Origin of the sequence: Photorhabdus sp. P32 (assembly GCF_038085095.1) — a bacterium.
Classification (GTDB): Bacteria; Pseudomonadota; Gammaproteobacteria; order Enterobacterales; family Enterobacteriaceae; genus Photorhabdus; species Photorhabdus luminescens.
This window is the reverse complement of record NZ_JAZGJN010000288.1, coordinates 108,607-122,134: the sequence shown is the minus strand read 5'-3', so window position 1 is coordinate 122,134 and position 13,528 is coordinate 108,607. Positions and strand designations below refer to the sequence as shown.

Below are 13,528 nucleotides of genomic sequence, written 5' to 3'. Positions count from 1 at the left end.
GAAAATAATATCCCATTCACGCTCAGTAAAAAGATCTGTCGGTGGTTGGAGTAAAATGGATGAAGGAAGTTTATTATGATATTGATACAGATGGGTTAATGAATAGTCCTTCGCCTTCCAACAATGATATATAATACCTATACAACTTCCATCTTCATGATAAAAAGGCATCTTTTCACAAAAATAAGATGATATAATTTTCTCTTTACCAAATACATGTGTTTCAAGTGAACATATATTTTTCCCTTTTTTCATTACTTCTTGATCATGATGAATATATTCCTTTGCAAATTCAGCGCCGGCCCAAGGGAGCTCATGATCATAAAGCCCACTGTAATCAAATGATGGTAAGAAATTTTTGATAGCATTTAACGCTTTATTACTATAAATAAAACATGAAGAACTATCCTTTATTCCCCAAGGTTCATTACTTATTTCCATTGTATTGATAATCTGAGGTGATATCGTATAGTTCTTCATAAAAACTCCTTGATAATTTGAAGATTAAATAAACGTCCTACTTTTGGATTCCCTGGTTTTTTCTGGAATATAGCAATAAAATTGACTTTTTTCATAAGAATTTTCTAGTTTATATGTTATGGAAGACTGAATGGTTGTTTATTATTTAACTTATTGTTTTAATTTCCTGTTTATTATGTTTAAAATAACGTGCTATATAGTAATACTTAGCAATCTATTAGTTAAAAAGTACATTTTTTGGTTAATTGATTATCTTACATATTCATACCATCCCAAAGAAGTAAAATATGGAGAACTATTTTTACGCCCCACGGCTCATGATTTTTCCATATATTAATGAATTGTGGCGTGATATTTGATATAAAGTGCATTATTGAATATCTATCTATCTATTTTAATGTAATTCTTTATTATAGGAAAATTAAATATAATGTTTAAATAGGACTAGTTACTTAATCATAACCTTAAATTTCCGGTGTTTTAGGTAAACCGGTATACTCCATACGAGTTCTACTTAATTTATCTTTAAAAAATTTTTGACGCTTGGCAATGGATTATAAGCAAGATCAGAAATCGATACACAAGTCACATTTTTACACTTCATGAAACCGGTTACATGAACAGCAAACTTATCTCACATTTCATTTGAAATAAATTAGTTACTTTATTGTAACAACCAATTCTAAACTGGAGCTTGAAATGTATGATTAAGAACAATCTTAATCTGAGACCAATTATACGAATAGCTGTTCTTGTTGATTGTTAAAATATTTTTCCATTTATATTCAACCTTATTGAAGGTCATATATGAGTCAAATCACCCCTCAGTTAACAAATATGTGGGACAAAAGTCATGATTCTTGGTTCGTAAAAGATAAGAATCTTCGTTTTATATATGCAAATAAAGTATTTATCAGATTAAGTAAGTTACCTGAAGACTTTAATGTCATTGGATATACTGCTAAAGAATTACCCACACCGTTTAATTATCTTGCTCACCTTTTTGAAAAACATGACCGTAAAGTCTTACAATCTATGCAGCGAATATCATCTATTGGGGCTGATCTTCAAAGCAATGGTCAACAACTTAATCCCTATTTTTGTGAAAAATACCCACTAATGGATGAAAATAACCAATGTATTGGAGTAATTGGTCGCATTAAAGAAATAAGCCATTTTTCAGTACACAATTATATTAAACATTCCCCTTCTATATCTGTTAGGTTGAGACCACCTAACAATATATTGACAGAGAAAGAGTGGATGGTGATTTTTTTATTCTGCCGAGGTATTAGCAATAAAAGTATTGCTAATGAAATGAACGTTTCATGCCGTATCTTGGAAAGGTATTTTAAAAGTATCTATGAGAAATTATCAATTGGATCAATTATTGAATTGAAGATTTTTTGCGAAAAAAATAATTATGATCTCTATATTCCACCAAAATACTTTAAATCTATGAACCATTTCCTACTATATTGAAGGCGATAGTTATGTTCCAGCTCTGCTGTCACTTAATCAAGAGGGGTGATTTAAGTGACAGAGAGACATGACTTTCAATAAATCAATGATATGAATCAGCTTCGCAGTTCATTTTCGGAGTCAGATCAAGGATTTCATCATCGGTATATTGAAAGTCTCATCATGTTCATACTTTCAACCGCTTTTATTCTATTGTTAAGCCATTCATTTAATATTATTAAGGCAAACCCAATTCACATGATTCGCTTGAAATAAGGTATGTAAATCCTTTCATGATAATCTGAATAAATTGAGATATGATTCTTCTTCACATTTATCTTACATAACTGTTGAGGAGAGATTATGGCCACAATGAAAGACGTAGCCCATCGAGCTGGAGTATCCGTGGCCACTGTAAGCCGTGTTATTAATAATACCGCTTACGTCGAACCAGGCACTCGTGAGCGTGTAGAAAAAGCCATGCGTGAATTCAACTACCATCGTAATTCTGCCGCGCTTGCATTAGCGAAAAGGTGCGGGAATATGTTGGGTTTACTCACGGGTAATTTGGCTGATCCTTTTTTTTCCCTTTTGGCTCGTGGGGTTGAAAAAATTGCCCGGCAGGAAGAAGTAAAACTGATGGTTTGTAGTGGCGGACATCAAGCTGAACTTGAGAAATCCGCCTTAGATTTTTTAATTAATCAGGGATGCGAAGCAATAGTAGCGCATATCAGTAGAATGAGTGATATAAGTGATATAGATGTATTACGTTATGCAGCTCATACACCAGGATTGGTGATTATCAATCGATATTTCCCTGCTATCGCCAACCGGTGCATTTGGTTAGATAACGTCAGTGCCTCTCAGATTGCTACCAACTACCTTCTTCAAAACGGTCATCGAAGAATTGCTTGTGTAACAGCAGATCTACCGATTGATGATAGAAGGCTCCGTTTGGAGGGGTATCAGGCTGAAATGGCTAATGCGGGCATCACCGTACCTGGAAATTGGGTTATTAGCGTTCCATTCAACGAAAAAGGTGGAGAATTGGCAGCAGAAAAGCTCTTAGACAGTGGCATCGGCTTTACCGCAGCAGCAACATTTAATGATGTTATGGCTGCCGGGATGATGCGATCCCTACATCAAAAGAAAATTAAATTACCGGAACAACTGTCGATTGTTGGGTTTGATGATATTGTCCCGGCCCGATATCTTTATCCCCCTTTAACTACCGTACACAATCCAATAGAACGAATGGCTCAGCGGGCGGCTAATTTGGCATTGCAGCTCAGTGCCAAAAAAGAAGTAGCTCCGCAAATGAATATGTTCTCAGCCGAACTTGTCATCAGAGATTCCGTTTTTCGGATAGAATAATAAAAAGCATTACATATAAACATAAGCGAAAAGCGATATACAGATCACATTTCATATCTCATGAAACCAATTACATGAACAAGTAATATCTGTCACATCTCATTCGAAATAAATTCATTATTCTGTTTTAACAACTCACCTGAAATTGGAATTTTAATATGGATGATAAGAAAAAGCTTAATTTGGGACTCGCTATACTGCCAATTGCAGCAATGCTTTTACTGTTGGTTATTGGGTATGGTCAATTGAATTTACGCATCGAATCCTTATTACTGATATCAGCGGGAATAGCAGCTACCTTAGCGTATTGGCAAGGCTATCGCTGGAATGACATTATCGATGCTATTGTGGCAAAGCTGGCTAAAGCGATGCCGGTGATCATGATACTGATTTGCGTAGGCGGGTTAATTGGGACCTGGATGTTTAGCGGAACCATACCTTACATGATGTATTGGGGGTTAAAACTGATTAGCCCTCAATACATACTTATTGCTGCTTTCTTTATCACGAGCGTTATCTCAGTTTGTACTGGTACGTCATGGGGATCAGCAGGAACAGTGGGGGTTGCCCTTATGGGAGTTGCCGCTGGCCTTGATGTGTCTTTAGCGGCAGCGGCGGGCGCGGTTGTTTCAGGCGCGTATTTCGGCGATAAAATTTCACCGTTATCTGACTCAACTAACTTCGCTGCCATCGTTGCCGATACTGATCTTTACAGTCATGTTCAACATTTGATGTATACCACTATTCCCGGCTTTGTTTTAGCGGCTATTGTTTATTTTATTGCGGGCCATACAAGTTTAACGGGTAACGTGGCGACACCGGAAAAAGTCACAGAAATCGTGCAATCTCTTGAAAGCCTGTATCACTTCAATTTATTGCTGATTTTGCCGCCGATACTGGTTTTGTGGGGAGCAATAACCAAACGTCCGGTGATACCCGTCATGCTTGCTGCTTGTGCATTAGCTATTGTACTTGGCATAGGTCTCCAGGGGCTCACCCTTAAACAGGGCCTTAATGCGTTGATAGATGGTTTCAATCTTTCGATGTTCTCTGATCAGGGACACAACATCACCGGAGTCGTTAGCGATGTCTCCCGTTTGCTCAATCGTGGGGGTATGTTCTCGATGATGAGTACTATTCTGCTTGCATTTTGTGCATTCGCGTTCGCCGGTGCTTTAGCACTCACTGGCGCTTTGACCATCATCATTAACCGGCTTCTACAAGTTGTTCACACAACCGGGCAACTTATCGCTGCAACCTTAGTAACAACTATTCTGGTAACGGGCGCAACCTGCAACGGAAAGCTGGCTCTCCTTATCCCGGCAGAATTGTTCAAAGACGCTTATCGCCGGATGGGACTGGATAATAAAAATCTGTCACGAACAATAGAAGATGGCTGTACCGTCATCGAACCGTTGATCCCCTGGACTGCTGCCGGCATTTATATGGCGACTACCTTGGGTGTCAGTACGCTTGAACTGCTACCTTGGGCGATCCAGTGCTATGCTGCTATCTTCTTGGCGCTCATTTATGGCTTTACTGGTTTCGGTATCGCAAAAATCACTCCGGAAAACTCCCTGAATAACAAGGAAACCCAACGTGAAATTGCCTGATTTCAACCAGATAATCGATCGCCACAATACAAGCTCTGTTAAGTGGGACTTTTTAAATCGTGACTTGCCCTTAAATAAGACTGATTTGCTTCCAATGTGGGTGTCTGATTTCGATTTTCAATGCCCGGAAGAGGTCCTGCAAACACTTTACTCCCGAATTGACCACGGTATTTTCGGTTATAGTGAACGCGACGATCACTATTACCAAGCGGCAATAGACTGGTTTTCGAGGTGCCATAAACATAAGAGTAAAAGTGATATACAGATATGTTTCACATTCCATGAAACCAATTACATGAACAAGTAATATCTGTCACATCTCATTCGAAATAAATTCATTATTCTGTTTTAACAACTCACCTGAAATTGGAATTTTAATATGGATGATAAGAAAAAGCTTAATTTGGGACTCGCTATACTGCCAATTGCAGCAATGCTTTTACTGTTGGTTATTGGATATGGTCAACTGAATTTACGTATCGAATCCCTATTACTGATATCAGCAGGAATAGCAGCTACCTTAGCGTATTGGCAGGGCTATCGCTGGAATGACATTATCGATGCTATTGTGGCAAAGCTGGCGAAAGCGATGCCAGTGATCATGATCCTGATTTGCGTAGGCGGGTTAATTGGAACCTGGATGTTCAGCGGAACCATACCGTATATGGTATATTGGGGATTAAAGCTGATTAGCCCTCAATACATACTTATTGCTGCTTTCTTTATCACGAGCGTTATCTCAGTCTGCACCGGCACATCATGGGGGGCAGCCGGCACAGTTGGCGTCGCTCTGATGGGAGTTGCCGCTGGCCTTGATGTGTCTTTAGCGGCAGCGGCGGGCGCGGTTGTTTCAGGCGCGTATTTCGGCGATAAAATTTCACCGTTATCTGACTCAACTAACTTCGCTGCCATCGTTGCCGATACTGATCTTTACAGTCATGTTCAACATTTGATGTATACCACTATTCCCGGCTTTGTTTTAGCGGCTATTGCCTATTTTATTGCGGGTCATACAAGCTTAACAGGTAACGTGGCGACACCGGAAAAGGTCACAGAAATCGTGCAATCTCTTGAAAACCTGTATCACTTCAATTTATTGTTGATTTTGCCACCGATACTGGTTTTGTGGGGAGCAATAACAAAACGTCCGGTGATACCCGTCATGCTTGCTGCTTGTGTATTAGCTATTGTGCTTGGCATAGGTCTTCAAGGACTCACCCTTAAACAGGGCCTTAATGCGTTGATAGATGGTTTCAATCTTTCGATGTTTTCTGATCAGGGACACAACATCACCGGAGTCGTTAGCGATGTGCCCCGTTTGCTCAATCGTGGGGGTATGTTCTCGATGATGAGTACCATTCTGCTTGTATTTTGTGCATTCGCATTCGCCGGCGCTTTAGCACTCACTGGCGCTTTGACCATCATCATTAACCGGCTTCTACAAGTTGTTCACACAACCGGGCAACTTATCGCTGCAACCTTGGCAACAACCATTCTGGTAACGGGCGCAACCTGTGACGGAAAGCTGGCTCTCCTCATCCCGGCAGAATTGTTCAAAGACGCTTATCGCCGGATGGGACTGGATAATAAAAATCTGTCACGAACAATAGAAGATGGCTGTACCGTCATAGAGCCGTTGATCCCTTGGACTTCTGCCGGCATTTATATGGCGACTACCTTGGGTGTCAGTACGCTTGAACTGCTACCTTGGGCGATCCAATGCTATGCTGCCGTCTTCCTGGCTCTTATTTACGGCTTTACCGGTTTTGGTATTGCAAGAGTTACACCGGAAAATGCCCTGAATAAAAAGGAAACCCAACGTGAAATTGCCTGATTTCAACCAGATAATCGATCGCCACAATACAAGCTCTGTTAAGTGGGACTTTTTAAATCGTTACTTGCCCTTAAATAAGACTGATTTGCTTCCAATGTGGGTGTCTGATTTCGATTTTCAGTGCCCGGAAGAAGTCTTGCAAACACTCTATTCTCGAATTGACCACGGTATTTTCGGTTATAGCGAACGCGACGATCGCTATTATCAATCAGCAATAGACTGGTTTTCGAGGCGTCATAAACTGACCTTATACCGCGATTGGTTTACGTCGATAGAAGGCGTCGTACCCGGATTGGCTTTACTGATACAGATGCTCAGTAAACCGGGGGAAGGTATCGTTGTGCAAGGACCCTATTATGCTTCATTCGCCAAAATTATTACTATGAACGGCAGAATGATGATTGAAAACCCGCTTCTTGAAAGTCAAGAAGGTTACAAAATTGACTATGATCATCTGGAACACATGTTGAAGAACCACAAACCACCTTTATTATTGTTATGTAATCCACACAACCCTACTGGCCGATGTTGGGATAGTGACGAACTGCTCCAGTTATTAATGCTTTGCAAAAGGTACGGTACGACGGTAATTTCCGATGAAATTTGGGCTGATTTAATTTTGCCTTGGGGAAAATTCACCTCAATACTGCATCTGGGGAGTGAATGGCATAGCAATGTCATTGCCGCCACCTCAACAAGTAAAACATTTGGGCTTTCATCACTCCGTATATCAAATTTTCTCATTCCAAATCCCGAACTTCGACATGCCTTTATCGATCGGTTGAATGCTCATGGACTAGACGTATTCAACGCGCTATCTATGGCTGCGGCTACAGCAGCATATCAACATGGGGATGTATGGCTTGATGAACTACAGCATTATTTGGCGGAAAACCGTTGTTGGTTCGAGCAGGCTTTAACGTCAGCCGTTCCGTGGTGCCGAATGACCAAAGCGGAAGGGACATATCTGGCTTGGCTGGATTGTCGCGATTTAGGTTTGGATGATGCTGCTTTGCAGCAGGTCTTATTACAAAAAGCCAAAATAGTCGTTTCAATGGGATGGGGTTTTGGCGACAGTGGCAAAGGGTTTATCCGAATAAATTTAGGTTGTCCTCGTCAATATCTTGAAAAAGCAATCACGGGTTTAGCTCAGTTAACATCATAAAATAAAAAGATATCTACGAAATCAGTAGAAATATGGGGAGAAATGTTAACATAATACAAAAAATTAACCGGTGATAAACATCCTGAATTGGCCTGTTTATATAATTTAACTACAGATCGATAACAAAGCAGGGCGTTAATAGCCCTGTTTTAATTTTATTATCATATCTGAAACTTTCCATGAGGAAAGTTTCAGATAATTAATTTCCTCTCATTAGTTTTTATATGAGGAGTTCATGTTGATTTTGAAAATGGCAACTAATTTAAAGTATCTGCTCGGCCATATTTCGCAAGGATCACAATTTAAAGCGGCAGCAATAAGCCGTTCACCTTTGGGCCACGGACGGTACAGCGCATTACTTAAGGTGGATGGAGCAAGCCCCGCTTTTCTTGAAACAGTAGAAAGATTTGTTCCTTGTTTTTTTAATGCCGCAATAATCTCTGCCGGGCGCCAGTCGTTTTTTACAATCATTTCTTCTTCTCCTAGTTTGGCCATTCAAGGCACTATGTTCATATTCTCTTCAAATTAATATTTTTATATTGTTACAGCCTTTTCCCTTAGTCCGCGCTGGGGCTGAATGCTAAAAAATAGCTGTACTAAGACATTAAACCCCGCTAAGTACAGCCAAATATTCTCCAAATGGAAAATGTTATGTCTAACGACAAAAAAGTCATAAATGAACTTAAATTGTTCAAAAATAAACATTGAATGTTCAGAAATGTTCTTTTGCGGATACTAAAATATTCAAAAAGTTTAGTTATTTTTGGGAGCGTTGGAATACGTATGAAATACCTTAACGAACGTCTTAAAGAAGCGTTTGAGTTACGGGGAATGACACCAACAAATCTGGCTCACCGAATTGGTGTGCAAGGGGGTTATATTTCGAAACTGCTTTCGGGGAAAATCAGCAACACCAAGCACATAGGCGCAATCAGTGAATGTCTCAATGTCAATATTGCGTGGCTTAAAAGTGGAGATGGGCTACCTGTCGTAGGAATTGAGACACATTATGTCGATATTCCACTTTACACGTCAGTTAATGAATATAGTAAAAAAAGTTATATGAAAATGGCTCGTATTCCATATTTATATGCAGATAAAGATAATGATCTATTTGCAATATCACTATCTCAAAATGACTTATTTGAGGAAGGGGCAACTATGGTTGTTAATAAGCATGGAAAAGGAAACGGTTTTTTTCTTATTGAAGATAATAAAGAATTATTCATCTCATCTCGATTTGACAATATGAATAGCCTCAATTGGGTGCATAACACAAATAAAAAATCTATAGTAATCAATACAGCCAAAATTTTAGGAAAAATTGTGGCATTTTACGAACAACCTTATTCAATTCACGTGTAGAAGAAAAATTACGTCAGGTTACGATTTGATGTAGAATTTAAAAGTTTTTATGTAACATATAGCAATATAATGTTTTTATAAGGCAATCCGTTTTAATGGATTGCGATGTTATGTGCGTGAAATTTTTAATGGGTAAAATAAATCACTTAAATAATTTTTAATAAAAATAATATTTTTTCTTATATTGTTTGATATTTATAATGCCATATTGAAATTAATAAACATACAGTCTTTGGCTGGATAATTGTTATACTATATTATATAGTTAAATTATTTTGTGTATCACCAGAAAACAGTTCGTTCAGATAATGACTTAAATATAAATTTAGGAGTCGCTATGTCAAATATAAGAAACAAATCCGCTCATATTACGCCACAATTAACGCTGATGTGGGATAAAAGCAATGAACCTTGGGGAGCCAGAGATCGCCAGTCAAGGTTTATTTATGCTAACCCTGCTTTTTATCAACTACTCAACCTTCCTGAAGATTTCGATATTATAGGGTTATTTATGGGTGAATTACCCTCACCTATTGCTGAATATGCAGAAGAATTTCATCGTCAGGATCAAAAAGCCATTCAAACTATGCAACGCGTCACTTCACTGGAAACACATAAGTTTGGGGAGCATAACATTAAACAAACTTATATTTGTGATAAATTTCCCCTTTATGATGAGAATAATGATTGCATTGGGATCTTCTTTCATATGTATAAAATTCAGGACTTTTCTATTTCGTACTACTATGAAAAAACCCCTCCGGCAACATTGGAATTCACTGCTCCGAATGACACTCTAACACAATCTGAATGGGAGGTTCTCTTTCTAATTCTGCGTTCATTAGATGAAGAGAAAATCAGTGAAGAACTAATGATAAGTGCAGAAGATGTAGTTAATCATATTCAATCAATTTACCAAAAATTCAATTTGCCCTTACATGCGGAATTAAAGGATTTCTGTAAAGAAAATAAATTTGATCTTTATATTCCAGCAAGATTTGTCACTATCGGCAGTAGAGAGTTAAGTTGATGATAAAATATTAAGAATCTAACTTTAAGACTGGAGAAAAAGGAGTAATAACATGGGTAATAAACTAATTATTTCACCTCAAGTCATTAATACAATGAAGCAAAGTAATGAGCCCTGGGGGATTAAAGATAAAAATTCATGCTATATTTATGGCAATCTGGCACTTAAACGTCTTGAAAATCTTCCAGACTCATTTGATTACGAAGGACGGTATGATTATGAACTTCCTTGGAGTGGAGCTGAATTTGCAAAAGAATTCGTTCTTCATGATCAAAGTGCAATGAAGAGCGAAACAACAGTATGTTCGCTTGAAACACATATGTATGGGAACGATAAATTTTTATCATCTCATTTTTGTGAAAAATACCCACTATATAATGATGAAAACGAATGTGTCGGGGTCATTTTCCACGGATGGGAAGTCCAGGATTTCTCATTAACACGTTTGTATCATGGAAAACTCCCCGCTTCTATTATATTTCAACCACCGACTGATTTATTCACTCCACAGGAATGGAATGTCATTTTTCTCTCTTTACATAAATATACCAGTAAACAAATTGGTCGAATGTTAAATATTTCCTACCGTACTGTTGAACACTATATGGCACAAATATACAGAAAGGTTGGTGTTAGGTCTGCTCAGCAATTGGAAGAATATTGTCGCTTCAATGATTATGATCTTTATGTACCAGAAAGATTTTTACATCCTGAAAGCAGCATTTTGGTTTGAATCTCAAATCTTAGTGATGTCCGTGACAGGAAGTGGCCGAACAGAGTTATCGTTATATGCTCCATTTATCGGGAAAAGCGAGTATGACTTACTTACACGATGATCCCTTTACTGCCCGTTTTAAGGAAGAAACGGGGGGTAAATATCCTTAACGTAATTTTATTACATCAGGCGATAACTACCTTGAAAAAGGCCGTTAAAGAGCGAGCTCTTTCGCGGTAATACGCAATAGGTATACATTTGGTATAACAATGATATAGGGGCGACTGGGAAACTAATTTTTACGTTAAGACTATCTTTCAATGGCCATTAATTTTCTTTCTTACCTGTTAAATGCTTATATTTTTTCTACCTAATCATAGATGTTATCCATTATTATTGATATTTATCTTAGGTTGGGTTTTTTAATTTTTTGGTAGTGCATGGCTATAATATAATTAACTTTAAAATTAGCAACTTTGGGAAAGTCTGTTGATAGAATAGGATGTTGATTCATATACTATTATTAGTGTAATTTATATTTGGATATTGGAGTAATTAAATCACATTTTTATTATCATAAATATTTATAAATTAGGATTGAGAGAATCTATTGATTTAGCAATAAGCTTCTCTCCGCATTTTTGACAGATATAATGACTTTCTCCGCGCAGAATTTTATTATGGCGTCGTAGGGTTAGTTCATGTTGCTGGCAACGACAATAATAAGTAAAAGTTTGACTACGTACTGAGTCGATTTTAAATTTGTGTGTACGGTTAGCTGGAACATTCAGTACTTCTTCCATCATCCAACGCCACTGTTTCCCATGTGGAGGTACTTTCCCAAAGTAGCGATAAACCAATAGATGAGCTAATTCGTGAGGCACAACTTCATCAATAAAAGTTTGTTGATTTTCAATCAATAATACTGGATTAAGGCGGATTTCCCAATTTTTTATATAGGCACTGCCTGCGGTAGTTCCCCGCTGGAGGTAGTTTATTGTAGGCTCAGGAAAATCACAGTTAAGATATAAGTTTGCTTGTTGCAGTTTTTGCTGCAAAGTATTTATAACGGCTTGTTGTAGGGAAATTGGAACGCTAGCTGATTTCATGTGTTGGAAATAAAATAGGTAAGGATTAGTGAATTCTATTAGAAATCCGTGAATAACCGATAATAATATTTTTAGGGATTCTTCAATCGTTAGCTAATGCTAAAAAAAAGCCTGGTTTAGTTATCTAAGCCAAGCTTTTTGCTGTTATATTTTTACATATTCATAGCTGATAGTTTCAGACCCGCAGCATCACGCAGCGCTTCTGCTTTATCAGTGGCTTCCCACGGGAACTGTGGACGACCAAAATGACCATAAGCCGCAGTATCACGATAGATTGGGTGTAATAGATCCAGCATCTGAATCAAACCGTGAGGGCGTAAATCAAAGAATTCACGTACCAGCAGAGTCAGAGTTGCTGTTGAAACTTTTTCAGTACCGAATGTTTCCACCATGATGGAAGTGGGTTCTGCAACGCCGATAGCATAAGAAACTTGAATTTCACAACGATCAGCCAGGCCAGCAGCAACAATATTTTTCGCTACATAGCGAGCAGCGTAAGCCGCTGAACGGTCCACCTTGGATGGATCTTTACCGGAGAATGCTCCGCCGCCATGACGTGCCATGCCGCCGTAAGTATCTACGATAATTTTACGGCCAGTCAGACCACAGTCCCCCATTGGGCCACCGATAACAAAACGACCTGTTGGGTTAATGAAATATTTGGTTGTTGGATTTAACCATTCAGCAGGCAGAACCGGCTTGATGATCTCTTCCATAACGGCTTCTTGCAGATCTTTCTGGCTAATATTTTCAGCATGCTGTGTGGAAAGTACAACCGCGTCAACGCCGACAATTTTGTCGTTATTGTATTGGAAAGTGATTTGGCTTTTAGCATCGGGGCGTAACCACGACAGTACACCATTTTTCCGAACTTCAGCTTGACGCTGAACCAGACGGTGCGCATAGGTGATAGGCGCAGGCATGAGTACGTCAGTTTCGTTGGTTGCATAACCAAACATTAGCCCTTGGTCGCCAGCGCCTTGTTGTAGGGGATCTTCACGATCAACACCTTGGTTAATATCCGGTGACTGTTTACCAATGGCGCTTAATACTGCGCATGAGTTTGCATCAAAACCCATTTCAGAATTAACATAACCAATCTCTCGAACTGTTTGTCGCGTAATTTCTTCAATATCAACCCAAGCGCTGGTAGTAATTTCACCACCAACCATGACCATGCCAGTTTTAACATAGGTTTCGCAGGCAACTCGTGCTTTTGGATCTTGTTCCAGAATAGCATCAAGAACGGCATCAGATATTTGGTCTGCAATTTTATCAGGATGCCCTTCGGAAACAGATTCGGAAGTGAAAAGGTATGTGGTCATTATATAACGTTACCTTAAAAATATAATTTCAGTTTGGAAATGGATGGATTAACATCT

At 38.6% G+C, this 13,528-nt stretch carries 12 protein-coding genes and 1 pseudogene; 9 read left to right on the top strand and 4 right to left on the bottom strand.

Annotated features, from left to right (window positions below; genetic code table 11):
• Positions 1-480: PAS domain-containing protein (locus V2H77_RS19430; protein ID WP_341500117.1), on the bottom strand; the 480-nt coding region annotated here is incomplete at its 3' end.
• An 807-nt stretch (positions 481-1,287) separates the two neighbouring features.
• On the opposite strand from V2H77_RS19430, the gene V2H77_RS19425 reads away from it, so the two are divergent.
• From V2H77_RS19425 to V2H77_RS19400, 6 genes and pseudogenes are all read left to right on the top strand, one after another.
• Positions 1,288-1,962, top strand: coding sequence for a helix-turn-helix transcriptional regulator (locus tag V2H77_RS19425; protein ID WP_341500116.1), 675 nt, complete (start codon positions 1,288-1,290; stop codon positions 1,960-1,962).
• A 342-nt stretch (positions 1,963-2,304) separates the two neighbouring features.
• Positions 2,305-3,315, top strand: a complete 1,011-nt coding sequence (locus tag V2H77_RS19420) for a LacI family DNA-binding transcriptional regulator (RefSeq protein WP_341500115.1) — start codon at positions 2,305-2,307, stop codon at positions 3,313-3,315.
• Between the two features lie 158 nt (positions 3,316-3,473).
• A complete protein-coding gene (nhaC, locus tag V2H77_RS19415; RefSeq protein ID WP_341500114.1) occupies positions 3,474-4,928 on the top strand; it encodes a Na+/H+ antiporter NhaC in 1,455 nt (484 codons plus the stop codon).
• Positions 4,915-5,166 (top strand): annotated as a pseudogene (locus V2H77_RS19410) (aminotransferase); the annotation flags it as partial. The gene nhaC (V2H77_RS19415) and the pseudogene V2H77_RS19410, both read left to right, overlap by 14 nt.
• 141 nt (positions 5,167-5,307) lie before the next feature.
• A complete protein-coding gene (gene nhaC / locus V2H77_RS19405) occupies positions 5,308-6,762 on the top strand; it encodes a Na+/H+ antiporter NhaC (protein WP_265378456.1) in 1,455 nt (484 codons plus the stop codon).
• Positions 6,749-7,927, top strand: a complete 1,179-nt coding sequence (locus V2H77_RS19400) for a MalY/PatB family protein (protein WP_341500113.1) — start codon at positions 6,749-6,751, stop codon at positions 7,925-7,927. The genes nhaC (V2H77_RS19405) and V2H77_RS19400 overlap by 14 nt, the downstream gene beginning before the upstream one ends.
• Positions 7,928-8,140: 213 nt before the next feature.
• On the opposite strand, the gene V2H77_RS19395 is transcribed toward V2H77_RS19400, so the two are convergent.
• Positions 8,141-8,422 (bottom strand): helix-turn-helix domain-containing protein, encoded by a 282-nt coding sequence (locus V2H77_RS19395; protein WP_341500112.1) that lies wholly within the window; start codon positions 8,420-8,422, stop codon positions 8,141-8,143.
• 288 nt (positions 8,423-8,710) lie between these two features.
• Here V2H77_RS19395 and V2H77_RS19390 point away from each other — a divergent pair, with 288 nt between their 5' ends.
• From V2H77_RS19390 to V2H77_RS19380, 3 genes are all read left to right on the top strand, one after another.
• Positions 8,711-9,292 carry a helix-turn-helix domain-containing protein gene (locus V2H77_RS19390; RefSeq protein ID WP_341500111.1) on the top strand — a complete coding sequence of 194 codons (582 nt, stop codon included), beginning with the start codon at positions 8,711-8,713 and terminating at the stop codon, positions 9,290-9,292.
• A gap of 337 nt (positions 9,293-9,629) precedes the next feature.
• Entirely contained in the window at positions 9,630-10,322 is a 693-nt protein-coding gene (locus tag V2H77_RS19385; RefSeq protein WP_341500110.1) for a PAS domain-containing protein, read from the top strand.
• A gap of 52 nt (positions 10,323-10,374) precedes the next feature.
• A complete protein-coding gene (locus V2H77_RS19380; RefSeq protein WP_341500109.1) occupies positions 10,375-11,055 on the top strand; it encodes a helix-turn-helix transcriptional regulator in 681 nt (226 codons plus the stop codon).
• A gap of 566 nt (positions 11,056-11,621) precedes the next feature.
• On the opposite strand, the gene V2H77_RS19375 is transcribed toward V2H77_RS19380, so the two are convergent.
• Together V2H77_RS19375 and metK are read right to left on the bottom strand one after the other, a co-directional pair.
• Complete coding sequence (locus V2H77_RS19375; RefSeq protein ID WP_341500108.1) at positions 11,622-12,146, bottom strand: SprT family zinc-dependent metalloprotease; 525 nt, start codon at positions 12,144-12,146, stop codon at positions 11,622-11,624.
• Between the two features lie 152 nt (positions 12,147-12,298).
• On the bottom strand, positions 12,299-13,471 hold the full coding sequence (gene metK, locus V2H77_RS19370; RefSeq protein WP_341500107.1) for a methionine adenosyltransferase: 1,173 nt from the start codon (positions 13,469-13,471) through the stop codon (positions 12,299-12,301).
• Between the last annotated feature and the right edge of the window lie 57 nt (positions 13,472-13,528).